This window comes from Micromonospora nigra (genome assembly GCF_900091585.1).
In the GTDB taxonomy this organism is placed as follows: domain Bacteria; phylum Actinomycetota; class Actinomycetes; order Mycobacteriales; family Micromonosporaceae; genus Micromonospora; species Micromonospora nigra.
In genome coordinates this window covers 3,949,891-3,967,282 of record NZ_FMHT01000003.1, presented here as the reverse complement: position 1 = coordinate 3,967,282, position 17,392 = coordinate 3,949,891, and the positions used below count along the sequence as shown (strand labels likewise).

The 17,392-nt window shown below is 73.6% G+C and carries 15 protein-coding genes; 6 read left to right on the top strand and 9 right to left on the bottom strand.

What is annotated here, in order from left to right:
- Positions 1–29: 29 nt before the first annotated feature.
- Positions 30–1,781: an acetyl/propionyl/methylcrotonyl-CoA carboxylase subunit alpha gene (locus GA0070616_RS17190; RefSeq protein ID WP_091083395.1), complete on the top strand. Its 1,752-nt coding sequence runs from the start codon at positions 30–32 to the stop codon at positions 1,779–1,781.
- Between the two features lie 28 nt (positions 1,782–1,809).
- On the opposite strand, the gene GA0070616_RS17185 is transcribed toward GA0070616_RS17190, so the two are convergent.
- Positions 1,810–2,706, bottom strand: coding sequence for a LysR family transcriptional regulator ArgP (locus GA0070616_RS17185; RefSeq protein ID WP_091083392.1), 897 nt, complete (start codon positions 2,704–2,706; stop codon positions 1,810–1,812).
- A gap of 69 nt (positions 2,707–2,775) precedes the next feature.
- Here GA0070616_RS17185 and GA0070616_RS17180 point away from each other — a divergent pair, with 69 nt between their 5' ends.
- Entirely contained in the window at positions 2,776–3,372 is a 597-nt protein-coding gene (locus GA0070616_RS17180; RefSeq protein ID WP_091083389.1) for a LysE/ArgO family amino acid transporter, read from the top strand.
- A gap of 59 nt (positions 3,373–3,431) precedes the next feature.
- Positions 3,432–4,871 carry a GuaB1 family IMP dehydrogenase-related protein gene (locus tag GA0070616_RS17175; RefSeq protein ID WP_091083385.1) on the top strand — a complete coding sequence of 480 codons (1,440 nt, stop codon included), beginning with the start codon at positions 3,432–3,434 and terminating at the stop codon, positions 4,869–4,871.
- 166 nt (positions 4,872–5,037) lie between these two features.
- Here GA0070616_RS17175 and thrS read toward each other — a convergent pair whose 3' ends face one another.
- Entirely contained in the window at positions 5,038–6,432 is a 1,395-nt protein-coding gene (gene thrS / locus GA0070616_RS17170) for a threonine--tRNA ligase (protein WP_342672276.1), read from the bottom strand.
- Between the two features lie 372 nt (positions 6,433–6,804).
- On the opposite strand from thrS, the gene GA0070616_RS17165 reads away from it, so the two are divergent.
- Positions 6,805–7,419, top strand: coding sequence for a DedA family protein (locus tag GA0070616_RS17165; RefSeq protein WP_091090991.1), 615 nt, complete (start codon positions 6,805–6,807; stop codon positions 7,417–7,419).
- Between the two features lie 21 nt (positions 7,420–7,440).
- Here the strand turns inward: GA0070616_RS17165 and GA0070616_RS17160 are convergent, their stop codons facing one another.
- Positions 7,441–8,844 carry an NAD(P)H-quinone dehydrogenase gene (locus GA0070616_RS17160; protein ID WP_091083381.1) on the bottom strand — a complete coding sequence of 468 codons (1,404 nt, stop codon included), beginning with the start codon at positions 8,842–8,844 and terminating at the stop codon, positions 7,441–7,443.
- A gap of 165 nt (positions 8,845–9,009) precedes the next feature.
- On the opposite strand from GA0070616_RS17160, the gene GA0070616_RS17155 reads away from it, so the two are divergent.
- A complete protein-coding gene (locus tag GA0070616_RS17155) occupies positions 9,010–9,465 on the top strand; it encodes a gamma-glutamylcyclotransferase (RefSeq protein ID WP_091083375.1) in 456 nt (151 codons plus the stop codon).
- A 24-nt stretch (positions 9,466–9,489) separates the two neighbouring features.
- On the opposite strand, the gene GA0070616_RS17150 is transcribed toward GA0070616_RS17155, so the two are convergent.
- The 4 genes from GA0070616_RS17150 to GA0070616_RS17135 all read right to left on the bottom strand — a co-directional run bounded on the left by GA0070616_RS17150 (position 9,490) and on the right by GA0070616_RS17135 (position 12,986).
- Positions 9,490–10,500, bottom strand: coding sequence for a GNAT family N-acetyltransferase (locus GA0070616_RS17150; protein WP_091083371.1), 1,011 nt, complete (start codon positions 10,498–10,500; stop codon positions 9,490–9,492).
- A 99-nt stretch (positions 10,501–10,599) separates the two neighbouring features.
- Complete coding sequence (locus GA0070616_RS17145; protein ID WP_091083367.1) at positions 10,600–11,355, bottom strand: SCO6745 family protein; 756 nt, start codon at positions 11,353–11,355, stop codon at positions 10,600–10,602.
- 66 nt (positions 11,356–11,421) lie between these two features.
- On the bottom strand, positions 11,422–12,348 hold the full coding sequence (locus GA0070616_RS17140) for a hypothetical protein (RefSeq protein WP_091083365.1): 927 nt from the start codon (positions 12,346–12,348) through the stop codon (positions 11,422–11,424).
- Between the two features lie 5 nt (positions 12,349–12,353).
- On the bottom strand, positions 12,354–12,986 hold the full coding sequence (locus tag GA0070616_RS17135) for an MBL fold metallo-hydrolase (protein ID WP_091083360.1): 633 nt from the start codon (positions 12,984–12,986) through the stop codon (positions 12,354–12,356).
- Positions 12,987–13,102: 116 nt separating this feature from the next.
- Between GA0070616_RS17135 and GA0070616_RS17130 the strand changes: the two genes are divergently transcribed.
- The gene (locus GA0070616_RS17130; RefSeq protein WP_091083358.1) at positions 13,103–14,113 is read left to right on the top strand and encodes a DUF4349 domain-containing protein; all 1,011 of its coding nucleotides are present in this window, start codon (positions 13,103–13,105) and stop codon (positions 14,111–14,113) included.
- Here GA0070616_RS17130 and GA0070616_RS17125 read toward each other — a convergent pair.
- Together GA0070616_RS17125 and GA0070616_RS17120 are read right to left on the bottom strand one after the other, a co-directional pair.
- Entirely contained in the window at positions 14,070–15,329 is a 1,260-nt protein-coding gene (locus GA0070616_RS17125; protein ID WP_091083355.1) for an amidohydrolase, read from the bottom strand. The genes GA0070616_RS17130 and GA0070616_RS17125 overlap by 44 nt on opposite strands.
- Before the next feature lie 480 nt (positions 15,330–15,809).
- On the bottom strand, positions 15,810–17,390 hold the full coding sequence (locus tag GA0070616_RS17120) for an acyl-CoA mutase large subunit family protein (RefSeq protein WP_091083352.1): 1,581 nt from the start codon (positions 17,388–17,390) through the stop codon (positions 15,810–15,812).
- Positions 17,391–17,392 lie beyond the last annotated feature (2 nt).

Here is a 17,392-nt window from a genome sequence, read left to right as displayed (position 1 = left end):
TCAGTAACCTCCCGGGAGGAGCCTCGAAGGTGCGTAAGGTTCTCATCGCCAACCGTGGCGAGATCGCCGTCCGCGTCATCCGCGCCTGCCGCGACGCCGGTCTGGGCAGCGTCGCCGTGTACGCGGACTCCGACCGGGACGCCCTGCACGCCACCCTCGCCGACGAGGCGTACGCGCTGGGCGGCGACACCGCAGCCGAGTCGTACCTGCGCATCGACAAGCTGATCGACGTGGCCGCGAAGGCCGGTGCCGACGCGGTGCACCCGGGCTACGGCTTCCTCTCGGAGAACGCCGACTTCGCCCAGGCCGTCGTCGACGCCGGGCTGACCTGGATCGGCCCGACCCCGCAGGCGATCCGCGACCTCGGTGACAAGGTCACCGCCCGACACATCGCGCAGCGCGCCGGCGCGCCCCTGGTGCCCGGCACGCCGGACCCGGTCGGCAACGCCGACGAGGTGATGGCCTTCGCCGTCGACCACGGCCTGCCGGTCGCCATCAAGGCGGCCTTCGGTGGTGGCGGGCGCGGTCTCAAGGTGGCCCGCACGATGGAGGAGATCCCGCACCTGTTCGAGTCGGCCACCCGGGAGGCGGTCGCCGCGTTCGGTCGGGGCGAGTGCTTCGTCGAGCGTTACCTGGACAAGCCCCGCCACGTCGAGGCGCAGGTGCTCGCCGACCAGCACGGCAACGTGATCGTGGTCGGCACCCGGGACTGTTCGCTCCAGCGCCGCCACCAGAAGCTGGTGGAGGAGGCCCCGGCGCCGTTCCTCACCGATGCCCAGCGCCGGCAGATCCACGAGTCCGCGAAGGCGATCTGCCGGGAGGCCGGCTACCACGGCGCCGGCACGGTGGAGTACCTGGTCGGCGCGGACGGCACGATCTCCTTCCTGGAGGTCAACACCCGGCTCCAGGTGGAGCACCCGGTCACCGAGGAGACCGCCGGCATCGACCTGGTCCGCGAGCAGTTCCGCATCGCCGCCGGGGAGAAGCTGCGGCTGACCGACGACCCGACGCCGCGCGGGCACTCCATCGAGTTCCGGATCAACGGCGAGGACCCGGGCCGCAACTTCCTGCCCGCCCCGGGCACCGTCACCGCGCTGCGGCTGCCGACCGGTCCGGGCGTACGGGTGGACACCGGGATCTCCGCCGGGGACGTGATCGGCGGGAACTTCGACTCACTGCTCGCCAAGGTGATCATCACCGGCGAGACGCGGACCGAGGCGATCGAGCGGGCCCGCCGGGCGCTGGACGAGATGGTCGTCGACGGGATGGCGACCGCCCTGCCGTTCCACCGGCTGGTCGTGCGCGACGAGGCGTTCACCGCCGAGCCGTTCACCGTGCACACCCGGTGGATCGAGACCGAGTTCGACAACACCGTGCCGGCGTTCACCGCGCCCGGTGGCGCCGTCGAGGGTCCGGCCGAACGCGAGACCGTGGTGGTCGAGGTGGGTGGCAAGCGGCTGGAGGTCAGCCTGCCCACCGGCTTCGGCGGGGGTACGACCACGGCGGCGCCCGCCGCGCGTAAGCCGGCCCGCCGGGGCGGCGGGGCCCGGGCCGGCGCGGCGGTCAGCGGAGACGCCCTCACCTCCCCGATGCAGGGCACGATCGTGAAGATCGCGGTGGCCGAGGGGGACACGGTGGCCGAGGGTGACCTGGTGGTGGTGCTGGAGGCGATGAAGATGGAGCAGCCGCTGCACGCCCACAAGGCGGGTACGGTCGGCGGCCTGTCCGCCGAGGTGGGTGCGGTGATCACCGCCGGTGCCGCGATCTGCACCATCGCCTGAGCCGAACGGCTCCGCCGCGTGGGCGGTGTCAGTGGAGCGCGTCGACGGCGACCTCGCACACGGCGGCGGTCAGCGCGGTCAGCACCGGCGAGTCGAGCCGCCAGTGCTGCCAGTGCAGCGGGATGTCCACCGTCCGGCCCGGTGCGAGGTCGACGCAGCGCCCGGCAGCCAGGTCGGCGGCGGCGAGCTGGTCCGGCACCATGCCCCAGCCGAGCCCGAGCCGCACCGCCTCGCTGAACGCCGGCACCGACGGCACGTAGTGCACCGGTGGTTCCAACGCACACCCGGTCACCGAGCGGATGAACCGGTGTTGCACCCGGTCCTTGCGGTCGAAGACGATCACCGGTGCCGTGGTCAGCGCGGCGCGGGTGGGCCCGTCGGGGAACCATCGGTCCGCCAGTGCCGGTGCGGCCAGCGCCCGGTAGCGCATCGCGCCCAGCCGCCGTACCCGACAGCCCTGCACGGCCTCGCGCTGCGCGGTCACCGCGGCCGTGACCGATCCGGCGCGCAGCAGGTCGGCGGTGTGTTCCTGGTCGTCCTGCCGAATGTCGAAGGACAGCTCGGGCCGGGCGGGCAGGCGGGCCAGCGCGGCGGGGAACCAGGTGGCGAGCGAGTCGGCGTTGACCACCACGGCGACGCGCGTGCGGCCCCGGCCGCCGCCGAGCGGGCCCCGCGCGTCGGCCAGCGCCTCGCGCTCGAGGAGGGCGAGCTGCCCGGCGAGGCGTAGCAGCGGGCGGCCGGCTTCGGTGGCTTCGCACGGGTGGTGCCGTCGGACGAGCACCTGCCCGACCGTCTCCTCCAACGCCTTGATCCGCTGGCTCACGGCCGACGGGGTGACGTGCAGAAACCGGGCCGCCGCCTCGAAGCTGCCTTCGGTGACGACCGCGGTGAGCGTACGTAGCTGGGTGAAGTCCAGTCCCGTCACAAGCTGAGCTTAACCATCGTCAGAATCATTAGCTGGACTGGTGCAGGTCCACACTTCTACCGTCGGTGCGTGCTCACCTCCGTCCTCGCCGGCTTCTCGCTGTCCGTCGCCCTGATCGTGGCGATCGGTGCGCAGAACGCCTTCGTCCTGCGCCAGGGCCTGCGCCGGGAACACGTCGTGCCGGTCGTGGTGACCTGCGCGGTGTCCGACGCCCTGCTGATCAGCATCGGGATCGCCGGGGTCGGATCGGTGGTGGCCGGGCGGCCGGCGCTGCTCACCGCTCTACGCTGGGGCGGGGCGGCCTTCCTGGCCGGGTACGCGGTCCTCGCCGCGCGTCGTGCGCTGCGTCCCGGCACACTCGCGCCGACCGAGCGTCCCCCGTCCCGGCTCGGCGCGACGCTGCTGACCTGCCTCGCGTTCACCTACCTCAACCCGCACGTCTACCTGGACACGGTGCTGCTGCTCGGTGGCATCGCCCAGCAGCACGCGCACCGGTGGCTGTTCGGTATCGGCGCGATGGCGGCCAGCGTGGTGTGGTTCGCCGCCCTCGGTGCGGGCGCGTACCGGCTCGCCCCGCTGCTCGCCCGCCCTGTCGTGTGGCGGGTGCTCGACGGCACGATCGCGCTGGTGATGGCGGTCGTGGCGGCGTTGCTGCTGCTCGGCTGAGCGGGTGCTTTCCGCTACCACCGGCGGCATGGGCGGCGGTAGCCAGGAATGATGACCGGGTGCGTTTCCTGAATGACACGATTCCCGCGTACGACCTCACCTACAACGACGTGTTCATGGCACCGGCCCGTTCGGAGCTGGCCTCGCGCCTCGACGTCGACCTCGCCACCACCGACGGCACGGGCACCACCATCCCGCTGGTGGTGGCGAACATGACGGCGGTGGCGGGTCGGCGGATGGCCGAGACGGTGGCCCGGCGGGGCGCGATGGCGGTGATACCGCAGGACATTCCGATCGAGGTGGTCGCCACCGTGGTCGCCTGGGTCAAGCGGCGGCATCTGGTGCACGACACGGCCATCACGCTCGGTCCGACCGACACCGTGGGCGACGCCATCCATCTGCTGCCGAAGCGGTCCCACGGCGCGGTGGTGGTGGTCGACGACGCCGGGCGCCCGGTGGGCGTGGTCACCGAGGCCGACACGGTCGGCGTGGACCGGTTCGCCCAGCTACGGCACGTGATGTCGACGGAGTTGCACACGGTGCCGGCGGACGCGGACCCACGTTCCGGGTTCGACCGGCTCTCGGCGGGCCGGCGGCGTCTCGCGCCGGTGGTGGACGACGAGGGTCGGCTGGTCGGGGTGCTCACCCGCCAGGGTGCGCTGCGCGCGACGCTGTACCGACCAGCCGTGGACGACCGGGGTCGGCTGCGGGTCGCGGCGGCGGTGGGCATCAACGGCGACGTGGCCGGCAAGGCGGCGGCGCTGCTGGCGGCCGGGGTCGACGCGCTGGTGGTGGACACGGCCCACGGGCACCAGGAGCGGATGCTCTCCGCGCTGCGTACGGTGCGGGGGCTGGACCCGGGCGTGCCGGTGGCGGCCGGCAACGTGGTGACCGCCGACGGGGTGCGCGACCTGGTCGAGTCGGGAGCGGACATCGTCAAGGTCGGCGTCGGACCGGGCGCGATGTGTACGACCCGGATGATGACCGGGGTGGGCCGGCCGCAGTTCTCGGCGGTGCTCGACTGCGCGGCTGCGGCCCGGAAGCTGGGCCGGCACGTGTGGGCCGACGGTGGCGTACGGCACCCCCGGGACGTGGCGCTGGCCCTGGCGGCGGGCGCGTCGAACGTGATGATCGGTTCCTGGTTCGCCGGCACCTACGAGTCTCCCGGCGACCTCTACACCGACGCCGACGGCCGCCGGTACAAGGAGAGCTTCGGGATGGCGTCGGCGCGGGCGGTCAGCGCGCGGACCGCCGACGACAGCCCGTTCGACCGGGCCCGCAAGGCGATCTTCGAGGAGGGCATCTCCTCGGCCCGGATGTACCTCGACCCGGCCCGTCCCGGCGTCGAGGACCTGATCGACGAGATCATCTCGGGGGTGCGCAGCGCGTTCACCTACGCCGGTGCCCGTGACCTCGCGGAGTTCCACCGGCGGGCACTGGTCGGGGTGCAGAGCACCGCCGGCTACACCGAGGGCATGCCGCTGCCCACGAGCTGGTGACGCCGTGCTCGGTTGCCCTGGGTCCGTGGCGGTCCTGCGCCTACCCTGACGTCATGGACGTCGCCACCCCCCGCCGGGCCTGCCACCCCGCCGACCGCCGGCCGGCGGGGTGACGGGCCTGGCCGGCGGGGAGCAGCCCCGGATCGCCGCCCCGGCACCGCCCGGCTCAGCCCGCCGGCAACAGGGACGCCGCGCGGGTGTCGACCACCCGTCCGATCAGCGCGAGCGCCTCCGCGACCGGCACCGGGTCGAGGGCACGCCCGCCGCGCAGGCGCAGGGAGACCTCCCCCCGGGCCGCCTCGCGCGGGCCCACCACTGCGACGTACGGGGTCTTCCGGCGGGCGGCGTCGCGGATCCGCGCGCCCAGCGAGCCGCCCCGGTCGACCTCGGCCCGCAGGCCACCGATTACCGCCCGACGGACCAGGTCGGCCGCCGCGCCGGACTGCCCGTCGTCGACCGGCAGCACCCGCAGGTGCACCGGGGCGTACCAGGCGGGAAAGGCTCCCTCGTGCACCTCGATGAGATACGCGAACAACCGCTCCATGCTGCCCACCAGGCTGCGGTGCACCATCACCGGCCGCCGCCGGGCCCCGTCCGGGCCGGTGTACGACAGGTCGAACCGCTCGGGCTTGTCGAAGTCGAGTTGAAGGGTGGAGATGGTGGACTCCCGCCCGGCCGCGTCGCGGATCTGTATGTCGATCTTGGGACCGTAGAAGGCCGCCTCGCCGGGTGCCTCGGCGTAGTCGAGCCCGGCGAGCGCGGCCCGGAGCAGCTTCTCGGCCAGCGCCCAGCCGGCCTCGTCGCCGACGTACTGCCGGCCCGGTCCGCGCAGCGACAGCCGGTACCCGGCCGGGCGTACGCCGAGCGCGGCGTGCGCCTCGCGGATCAGCCCGAGAACGGCCTCGACCTCCTCGCCCACCTGCTCGACGGCACAGAAGGTGTGGGCGTCGTTGAGCGAGATGGCCCGCACCCGGGACAGCCCACCGAGCACGCCGGACCGCTCGGCCCGGTACATGCCGCCCAGCTCCGCCACCCGCAACGGCAGCTCCCGCCAGGAACGCCCGCGCGCTGCGAACACCAGGGCGTGGTGCGGGCACAGCGAAGGACGCAGCATCACCTCGTCGCCACCGAGGGACATCGGCGGAAACATGTCGTCGGCGAAGAACTCCAGGTGTCCCGAGCGCACGTACATCTCCCGCCGACCCAGCGCAGGCGAGTAGACGTGCTGATAACCGGCCTGCCGCTCCAGTTCGCGGACGTACTCCTCGACGGCGTGCCGGGCCGCGGCGCCGGCCGGCAGCCAGATCGGCAGTCCCGCCCCGACCAGTGGGTCGGAGAGGAACAGTTCCAGCTCGCGGCCGAGCCTCCGGTGGTCGATCATGTCGCGCTCCTCGTTCGGGTACGGCCCGAAGGCGACCCGGTCCGGACGCGCGAGGCCCCGGGGCGGATCGCCCCGGGGCCTGGTCGACGGATGTGTCAGTGCGGCGCGCCGGGGACTCCCGACGTCGTGGTCACGGCCGCGCTGCGCATGCGGCGACGGTACCGGCGCGGCGGCCCGCACCGCACCCGGTTAACGGGGCGTCGGCACGGGGACGACGACCCAGCCCGGACAGGGGAAGGGCCGCCGGCACGGGACCTGCCGGCGGCCCGGCGGCCCGGCCGTCAGGAACGGGGACCCGACGTCGTGGGGCCGCGCGAGGACCACGGTACGCCGAGCCACGCCGATCCGGCGACCACCGACCCGCAACCACCACCCACCTCGGCTCGTTGATCACGGGACGCACCCGCCGACCCGCGACCGTCACCGGTTCGTCGGATGCGGGAGGCCCCCGCCGTGTCGACGGTCACCACGGGCCGGGGTCGCCGCCGGTGCCGCCGGACATGCCGTCAGGCTCCGTACGCCCGATCGGCCGTATTCCGCGAGGTGGCAGTGGTGCCCGAACTACTCACTGAGGTCGCGTCGCCGGTCTGGGCGTACCTCGCGCTGCTCGGCCTGCTGATCGCCGACGCCTTCGTGCCGGTGATCCCCACCCAGCTTCTGATGATCACCGGTGGTGCCCTGACCGTCTACGGCGGGCTGAACCTGCCGTTGACCATAGCCGTCGGCGCGGTCGGCGTGTTCGCCGGCGACCTGGCCTGCTACCTGCTGGGGCGGGGGACGCCGGGGCGACGCGAGCCCCGAGCCGGCCCCGTCGGCCGGGCCCGCCGGGTCGCCGGCCGGGTCACCCGGGGCCTGCGCCGTCCGGGGCCGCTGGTCATCCTGCTCTGCCGTTTCGTGCCGGGTGGCCGGATGGCGGCCTGCTTCGCCGCCGGGCGCAGCCGCTACCCGTACCGGCTGTTCCTGCTGTACGAGGGCACGGCGGCGCTGGGCTGGGCGACGTACGGGGGGTTGGTCGGTCACCTGGGCGGGACGGCGCTGACCAGCTCGGCCTGGCGGCTCGCGCTGATCGCGGGGGTCGCCGCCCTCGGTTTCGCCGCCGCCGGCTGGGCGATGACCCTCGTCGCCACCCGCAGTCAGCGGAGCACCGTCGAGACCCGGGCCGACTGACCGGCCCGACGGGAGGCGGGGTCACTCCAGTTCGTGGAGCATGAGCTGGCGGGCCGCCTCCGTGATCGAACCCGACAGGCTCGGGTAGATGGTGATGGTCTGGGCCAGCTCGTTGACCGTCAGGTTGTTCTCCACCGCCATGGTGATCGGCAGGATCAGCTCACTGGCCTTCGGAGCCACCACCACTCCACCGATGACCTGGCCGCTGGCCGGTCGACAGAACAGCTTGACGAAGCCGTCGACCACCTCGTCCATCTTCGCCCTGGCGTTGCCCGACAGCGGCAGCATGACCTGCCGGGCCGGCGTCCGGCCCGCGTCCACCTCGTCCTGCGAGACCCCCACGGTGGCCAGCTCCGGATCGGTGAAGACGTTCGCGGCGACGGTGCGCAGCCGCAGCGGCCGGACGGCCTCGCCCAGCGCGTGCCACATGGCGATGCGGCCCTGCATGGCGGCGACGCTGGCCAGCGGGAGCACCCCCGTGCAGTCCCCGGCGGCGTAGATGCCGGGGACGTTGGTGCGGGACACCCGGTCGACGGTGACGTAGCCACCCCGGGCCAGTTCGACGCCGTACTCGGCGAGCCCCAGGTCGGCGGTGTTGGGGATGGAGCCGACGGCGATCAGCGCGTGCGAGCCGGACACCCGGCGGCCGTCGGACAGTTCGACCTCGACACCGGCGTCGGTGCGGCGCACCGCGTCGGCACGCGAGTTGTTGAGGATGCTCATGCCCCGGCTGCGGAACACCCGTTCGATGGCCATGGCCGCGTCCGCGTCCTCGTGCGGCATGACCCGGTCGCGGCTGGACACGAGGGTGACCTCGACCCCCATCGCCAGGTAGGAGCTGGCGAACTCGGCGCCGGTGACGCCGGAGCCGACCACGATCAGGTGCTCGGGCAGCTCGGCCAGGTCGTACACCTGACGCCAGGTCAGGATGCGCTCGCCGTCGGGCACGGCGGTCGGCAGCTGGCGCGGGGTGGCGCCCGTGGCGACCAGCACGGTCGACGCGGCGACCGAGTACTCGCCGGAGCCGTCGGCCGGGGTGACGACCACCCGGTGGGTGTGGCCGAGAGTGTCCTCGCCCAGCCGGGCGGTGCCCGCGACGAAGGTGACGCCGGCCTTGACCAGCTTGGCGTGGATGTCGGCGGACTGGGCGAGGGCGAGCCGCTTGACCCGTTCGTTGACGGCGGCGGCGTCGACGGTGACGGCCTCCAGCCCGTCGGAGTGCACCCCGAACTCCTCGGTGTCCCGGTAGCCGGTGACCACCTGGGAGCTGGCGATGAAGGTCTTGGACGGGACGCAGTCGGACAGCACGCAGGCCCCGCCCGCGCCCTCGGCCTCCACGACGGTGACGTCGGCGTCCAGCTGGGCGGCGACCAACGCCGCCTCGTAGCCCGCCGGTCCCCCGCCGATGATCACGATCCGGCTCACAGCGCCGTCCTTTCGTTCGCGACTGCGGGGCTCCGCTCCGCTGCACTCCTCGCGCTCACCGCGCTCGCCCCCGACCGATGCTCACAGTGACTTTCTTCTCCCGAACGCGTCCGACACGCACCGTCGTATTCTCCCCCACCGGCGGACCGGGCTATCGTCATCGCCGTGCGTCACTACGCCGCCTACGGCTCAAACCTGGACCCCGCCCGGATGCGGGCCTACTGTCCGCATTCGCCGATAGTGGGCACCGGCTGGCTGGAGGGCTGGCGGCTCACGTTCGCCGGCGAGGACGTCATCGGCTGGGAGGGCGCGGTCAGCACCGTCGTCGAATCGCCCGGCGACCGGGTGTTCGTGGCGCTCTACGACATCCACCCGTACGACGCCGCACAGCTCGACGAGATCGAGGGCGTGACCGCCGGCACGTACCGGAGGCTCACCGTGCGCGTCTCGACGCTGGAGGGCGACGTCACGGCCTGGGTCTACGTCTTCGACGGCTACGAGGGCGGTCTGCCCACCTCGTGGTACCTGTCGGAGATCGCGAACGCCGCCGAGAAGGCGGGCGCGCCGGACGACTACGTCACCGAGCTGCGGTCCCGCCCCACCGGCACCGCGTCCGCGTAGCGCGTCTCCCACCCGTCCAGTGTGCTACCGGGCACCCGGCCGGGTCCCGGCGGGCCCGGTCGGGGTCGCCAATCCCACACCGGCGGCGGGGACGAACCGCTCGTACATGTCGGTCCAGAACACCTCGGCCAGGCCGACGGAACGGTAGAGCGTCACCGGGACGGTCGGGTTGCTCAGGTCGACGCCCAGCCCGGCGTGGGCCCGGCCCTTGGCCGCGTACGTGGCGAAGGCCCGCCACAGCAGGGCCGCCCCCACTCCCCGCCGCCGGTACGCGGGCAGCACGGCCAGGGCACGCACCCAGCCGCTGTCCTGGTCCAACGCCTGCCCGGTGGACTGGAGCGCCCCCGCCGGCAGCCCGTCGACCTCGGCGACGAACCACTCGTCCCAGTCGCGGCCGTGGTGCGGGATGTTCGCCCGCCAGCGGTCGAAGTCCAGCGGTTCGTGGTCGGCGGTGTCCCGGAAGGCGGTGTCGATGATCCGGTGCACGGTCCGCAGGTCGGCCTCGTCTCCCGCGCGCAGCGGTCGGACGGTGACGCCGGCCGGGGGTGGCGGCTCGGCGGGCAGGTCGGCCAGTGGGCGGGTCATCCGCACGTACCGCTTGACGAGGGTGAAGCCGGCCTCAGCCAGCTCCCCCGCCCAGCGCTCCTCCGGGGCGTAGCGGGCGCAGCGCGCGGTCAGCCCGGGCAGGCCCCGCTCGGCGGCGCGTTCCGCGACCCGGCGCAGCTGCCGATCCAGCAGTGGGGCGCGCAGCGCCGCCGCCCGGTCGGGGTCGACGTACACCTCGACGAACTCCCGCCCCACCCCGGTCGGGTTGTCGATGGTGGCCCAGGCCACCACCACCCCGTCGGGGGCGGTGACCAGCCAGGCGTCGCGGGCCGGGTCGTGGAAGTTGGCGGTGAGGGCGTCGGCGACGTCCTCGGCGGTGAAGTCGGGGTGGCCGATCGCGAAGGTGTCGGCGGCGTGCACCACGGTCAGGATCGCGGGCACGTCGTCGAGGGTGGGTCGGCGGGCCGACCAGCCGGCGGGAAGAGTCACGGGGGGATCCTGGCAGCCGCGCGACCCGCGCGCCGCCCAATTTTTCTCCGCCCGGCGCGGGCACCGCCCGTGCAGCCGCCCATCGCGGGCACCGCCCGTTCATCCGGGCGACCGGCTGCCCGGCCGGGCTTGCGGGCGGGCCGCCGCCAGCAGTTCCACCAGTTCCGCCCCGGCGGCCGGGCCGAGGGCGGCGAAGGCGGGCGCGGCGAGCCGGTCGGTGACCGCCTCGGCCCACAACCGCCGACGCACCAGGGGGCCGACCGCCGGGTACGGCGGCGGCCAACCGCACGCTGCGGCGCCGAACTGCCCGTCGGGCCCGGCCAGCACCGCCTCCAGCGGGGTCATCCCGGCGGCCCGGACGGCCAGCAGGTGGGCCCCGGTGAAGTGCTCGCGGAGCAGGCGCAGCGCGGCGGCGGCCCGCGCCCCGGGACCACCGTCCGGGGCCGGCATGGCCCGCCAGGCGGCGAACAACGGCAGTCCGCTGGCGTCGGCGGCGGCGACCGCGCGGTCGAGCAGCGCCGCGAGGCGGTCCACTCCCGGCAGCCGGCCGAGCTGCTCGTCGCCCCAGCGGCAGCACTCGGCGAGGTTCACGGCGGCGACCTCGGCGGGGCGGACCGTCCGGGCGGCGGCGTCCCACCCGTCGGCGACCGCGTCGGGGGCGATGAAGCCGAGCGCCGCGGCGGCCGTGCCGGCCCGGACGTCACCGAGGGCACCGGCCCGCCCGGCGACGTAGAAGGCCCAGCCGGAGATGCCGAGCAGCCGGGCCCGGCGCAGCGTGGTGGGGCACCGGGTGTACGCCTCGCCCAACGCCAGCACCAGGGGTTTGCTGGCCGCGGCGACCTGTTCCGGGGTCATCGGTTCACTCCGTGGCCGACCCGATCGTCCATGGTGGATCAGTCTGCCGGTCGGTCGGCACCGGCGTCATCCCTCGGCGTCGGCACCGGCGTCATCCTCCTCGGCGTCGACGGCCTCGATGGCCGCCTCGACCTCGCCGGTGCGGCGGCGGGCGGCGGTGGCGGTCCGTTCGGCGGCCCGACGGGCCAGCCGCGACCGGCTGAGGTCCTGCTCGGCGACGGCCCGGCGGCGTTCCAGCTCGGCCAGTTGGGCCTCGATCGCCGACAGGGCGGCGCTGCCGTCCCGCTCGGCCGCCGTCGCGTCGGCCAGCTCAGCCTCCGCCCGTTCCTCGTCGGTACGCGCCCGGGTCAGCTCCTTCTCCAGTGCGCGGCGGCGGCGTTCCCGTTCGGCGCGGGCGGCGCGTTGCGCCTGCTCGGCTCGCAGGGCTGCCCGGTCTGCCCGCCGCTCGCCGGTGTCCGGGGCGGGCGGTTCCTCCCCACCGGTGACCAGGCGCAGCTGCGGGCGGGGCACCTCGCCGAACCCGGAGTGGCTGACGGCGCGCAACAGGGTGCCGGCGCGTACCTGCTCGGCGACCCGGGTGTCGGACAGTGCGGCGTTGAGGGTCGCCTCGACCTCGGCCAACGGCAGCTTGCCTGCCGACGGGGCACCGTCGGTGTCGGCCGCGAGCCGGCGTACCTCGGCGACGAGCGCGCCGACGGCGGCCCGCCGTTGCGCGGACAGTTCCCGCAGGCGGGGCCCGCTCAGCTCACGCTGGGCGGCCCGCAGCGCCTCCGCGAGCTGCGTCAGGTCGGCGACCAGTGCGGGGCGTTCGATGGCCAGCAGGTTCACCAGCCAGGCGGCCAGCGTGGGGCGGCGCAGCCGGGCGATCTCGCGGGCGGCGGCCTGGTCCCCGGCGCGCCGGGCGTCGGCGACCGCCGCGTCGCGGGCGGCCACGAACCGGTCCGGAGGCGTGCGGTAGAGCTGCCGGACGACGTCGCGGGCGGGAGCGGGCACGAGGCTCAACCGTCGATCCGGGTGCCCGGCTCCAGTCGCCGGTACTCGCAGTTCGACAGGGCCGTGTACTGCCGGTCGAGCACACCGAGGCCGTTGGCGTTGAGCAGCGCGTCGTGCAGCGCGAAGGCCCGCCGCGGGGCGACCGCCCGGATGAAGTCGACGACCTCCGAGAACTTCGACCAGGGGGCGTGGATGGGCGCGAAGAGGGTGTCGACCCGCACGTCCTCGGGCACCACGAGGGAGTCGCCAGGGTGGTAGACGCGGTCGCCGATCAGGTATGCCAGGTTGTCGACGACCGGGATGTCGGGATGGATGACGGCGTGCCGGCCGCCGTAGGCGCGCACGGTGATGCCGGCGGCCGTGAACTGCTCGCCCGGAGCCACCGGGCGCAGGGCCTCGGCGGCGTCGCCCAGGGTGCCGGCGAGGGAGGCCGGCGCGTGCACGACGAGGGGCCGCCGCCGCAGGTGCCGGTCGAGCGCCGCGACGTCGACGTGGTCGGGGTGTTCGTGGGTGATCAGCACCGCGTCCGCCCCGTCGAGCGCCGACTCGGCGTCGCTGAACACCCCGGGGTCGACGACGAGCACTGCCCCGTCGTGTTCCACCCGCAGACAGGAGTGGGCGTACTTGGTGAGCCGCATCGTGACTCCTCCCATATCGAATCGTGATGTCCCCAGCGCAGTCTGCCGGAACCGGCGTGCCCACGTGTCACGTCTGACAGACGCCCCGGAGCCGGGGCGTCGACGAAGGGACGGGGATGGACGGACGAAGCGTGCGACGGCACGGTACGAGATGGACGGTGGCGACGCTGGTCACCCTGCTGGCGCTGGCCGGTTGCGGCAGCGGATCGGACGGCGGCGTCGACTCGGCGGCAGGGCCGGAACAGGGCGTGGCGGCGGAGGACGCCGGTTCCCGGGCGGGCGCGGGCGAGCGGGGCGGGGCGGACGCACCCGCCCAGCAGGGTGGCTCGGGCGCGACCGACACGCGGGTGGAGCAGCGGGCGATCATCTACACCGGAACGATGCGGGTCGAGGTGGACGACGTGGAGGCCGCGGCCCGGGAAGCGATTTCGTCGGCCACCCGGGCCGGCGGTTTCGTCGGCGGCGACCAGCGCCGCAGCACCGCCGCCGACGCGGTGGCCACCCTGGAGCTGCGGGTGCCGGCGGCGGCGTTCGCCCCGGTGGTGGAGGAGATCGCCGGGCTGGGTCGCCAGCAGCGGCGGGAGATCGGCACGCAGGACGTCACCGAGGAGACGATCGACCTCGACGCCCGGATCGCCAGCCAGCGGGCCCGGGTCGACAGTGCGCGGCGACTGCTGGCGCGGGCCAGCTCGATCAGTGACCTGGTGTCCCTGGAGAACGAACTGGCCCGGCGGGAGTCCGACCTCGCCTCGCTGGAGGCGAAGAAGCGGCGGCTGGCCGACCTGACCGCGCTGTCGACGATCACGGTGACGCTGGTCGGGCCGGACGCCACCACCAGCGACGAGGAGGACGAGGCCGGTTTCCTGGTGGGGTTGTCCGCCGGCTGGCGGGTCTTCCTGACCTCGGTGACGGTGCTGCTGACCGTGCTGGGGGCCGTCCTGCCGTGGCTGCTCGCGTTCGGCGTACCGCTGGGTCTGCTGTGGTGGGTGACCCGCCGCCGCCGGCAGCGACTGCGGGCCGACGCGGCCCCGGCGGGTCGGCCCACCCCCGGTCAACAGCCGACGCCGCCGGTGGAGGCGGCGGTCAGCGCACCGCCGCCAGTGCCCGGAGCGCGGTCTGCACCATGAGCCGTACGCCGGCCGGGATGGCGCGTTCGTCCACGTCGAAGGACGCCCGGTGCAGGTCGATGTTCGGCGCGGAGCGACCGACCCCGAGCCGGGCGAGCGCCCCGGGGACGTACTCCAGATACCAGGAGAAGTCCTCGCCGCCCATGCTCTGCGGGGTCTCCGCGACACCCTCCGGGCCGAGCGCTTCGACGGTGGCAGCGGTGAGCACGTCGATGGCACGGGAGTCGTTGCTGACGGGCGGGCGACCGCGCAGGTATTCCAGGTCGACGGTGGCGCCGGTAGGGGCGATCACGTCCTGGACGACCTGGGCGACGATCTTGGGGGCCTGCTCCCACGTGTCGCGGTCCATCACCCGCAGGGTGCCCGAGGCGCACGCCTCGGAGGGGATGACGTTGTAGCGGGTGCCGGCCGAGGCGTGGCCGAACACCAGCAGCAGTCCGCTGTTGGCCGGCACCCGGCGGCTGACCAGCGCGGGAACCTCGGTGATCAGCCGGCCGAGGGCGTCGACCAGGTCGACGGTCAGGTGCGGCCGGGCGGTGTGCCCGCCGGGGCCGGTGAGGCGCACGGTGACGTTGTCGGCGGCGGCGGTGATCGGGCCGACCCGCAGGCCGACCTTGCCCACCGGCAGGTTCGGGTCGCAGTGCAGGGCGAAGATCTGCACGACGTCGTCCAGGCCGCCGGCCTCGATGACCTCCAGCGAGCCGCAGGGCAGGATCTCCTCGGCGGGCTGGAAGATCAGCCGGACCCGGCCGGGCAGCTCGCCGATGTCGGCGAGCTGGGCCAGCAGCATGCCGACGCCGAGCAGGACGGCGGTGTGCACGTCGTGACCGCAGGCGTGGCAGACACCGTCCACGGTGGAGCGGTAGGGCACGTCCTTGACGTCGGTCAGCGGCAGCGCGTCGATGTCGGCGCGCAACGCGATCACCGGCCCGTCGGGGCGGCCGTCGATGTCGCAGACGACCCCGTTGCCCTTGGGCAGCATCCGGGGCCGCAGCCCGGCCAGGGAGAGTTCCCGGGCGATCAGCGAAGCGGTCTCGAACTCCTCGCCGGACAGCTCCGGGTGCGAGTGGATGTGGCGTCGGGTCGCGATCAGCCCCGGTACCCGCAGGGCGAGCAGGTGGTCCAGCTCGAAGGGCAGCGGCTGGGAACCGGACGGCGTCTCCGGCCAGGACGACGCCAGCAGGCTGCCGGTGGGCAGCGTCAACGCACTCGTCACGTCGAATTCTCGATCACTAGAAACGGATGGATCTTCCGGGACAGCAGACAGCCTAGACCTCCGACGGTGACGCTGCGCAACATCGTTACGGTAGTGATCGGAGCGCACAGCGTCACGAACGCCCTGCTGAGAGCGCTCCTGGATCTGCGGGACAGCAGGTAGATCGCGGTCGAACGCTGCCATGCCACCCACACCTCCTACACCGCGTAGCGATCCGGCGTCATCGAATCGGAGCCGACCCCACACCGCCACTGTTCCGAATTGTCGCATTAGTCGGTGCGATGAACCGACACTCCGACAACTACCCGACCACAGCGGCGAGCGGGACCCGCAGACGCTGACACGGACGGACACCGGCCGACCGCACACCGTGTGCGTCCCGGATCACCCGAACGGGTTACCCGCTGGACACCGGGCGCACACCGCACCGCGCGGCGCGTCCGCCCGTGAGCGGCCCGGCATGCAGCGCCCGGCGACGACTCAGAACCGGTCGGACGGGCGGTAGATCCCCCACACCTCGCGCAGTGTTCCACAGACCTCGCCGACGGTGGCCCTGGCGGACAGCGCCCTGCGCATCGGGTAGAGCACGTTGTCGTCGCCCGTGGCCGCGCCCCGCAACTCCGCCAGCGCCGTCTCGACCGCCGCGTTGTCGCGCCCCGCGCGCAGTTTCGCCAGCCGCTCCGCCTGGGCGGCCTCGATCGTCGGGTCGACCCGCAGCGGCTCGTACGGTTCCTCCTCGTCGACCGCGAACCGGTTCAGCCCGACCACCACCCGCTCACCCGAGTCGATCTCCTGCGCGATCCGGTACGCGGACTGCTCGATCTCCCGCTTCTGGAAGCCGGCCTCGATGGCGTCCACGGCCGAGCCGTGGTCGAACACCCGCACCATCAGCTCGTCGGCCGCCGACTCGACCTCGGCCGTCATCGCCTCCACCACGTACGACCCGGCGAACGGGTCGACCGTCGCGGTCAGGTCCGTCTCGTACGCCAGCACCTGCTGGGTACGCAGCGCGAGCCGGGCCGCCTTCTCGGTGGGCAGCGCGATGGCCTCGTCGAAGCTGTTCGTGTGCAGGGACTGGGTGCCGCCGAGCACCGCGCCGAGCCCCTGGACCGCCACCCGGACCAGGTTGACCTCGGGCTGCTGGGCGGTGAGCTGCACGCCGGCGGTCTGGGTGTGGAAGCGCAGCATCATCGACTTCGGGTTCTTCGCCCCGAACTCCTCGCGCATGACTCGGGCCCAGATCCGTCGGGCCGCGCGAAACTTCGCGACCTCCTCGAGCAGCGTCGTGCGGGCCACGAAGAAGAACGACAGCCGGGGCGCGAAGTCGTCCACGGCGAGCCCGGCGGCCAGCGCGGCCCGCACGTACTCGACACCGTTGGCCAGGGTGAACGCCACCTCCTGCGCGGGCGTCGCGCCGGCCTCCGCCATGTGGTAGCCGGAGATGGAGATGGTGTTCCACCTCGGCACCTCCGCGCGGCAGTACGCGAAGGTGTCGGCGACCAGCCGCAGCGACGGCTTCGGCGGGAAGATGTAGGTTCCCCGGGCGATGTACTCCTTGAGGATGTCGTTCTGGATCGTGCCGTTGAGCGCCGTGCCGGGCACCCCGTTCTCCTCGGCGACGAGCTGGTAGAGCAGCAGCAGCACCGAGCCGGGCGCGTTGATGGTCATCGAGGTGGAGACCTTGTCCAGCGGGATGCCGTCGAACAGCAGCCGCATGTCCTCGATGGAGTCGATGGCCACCCCGACCTTGCCGACCTCGCCGTGGGCGATCGGGTCGTCCGAGTCGTAGCCCATCTGGGTCGGCAGGTCGAAGGCGACCGAGAGGCCCATCGTGCCGGCCCGCAACAACTGGTGGTACCGGGCGTTGGACTCGGTAGCGGTGCCGAAGCCGGCATACTGGCGCATCGTCCAGGGACGGGAGGTGTACATGGTGGGATAGACCCCACGGGTGTACGGGAACTCGCCCGGGTCGCCCAGCCGAGAGTCCAGGCCCTCGGGCAGGTCGGCCGCCGTGTAGACGCCCTTGATGGGGAAACCGGACTCGCTGCGCCGTTCGCTCATCA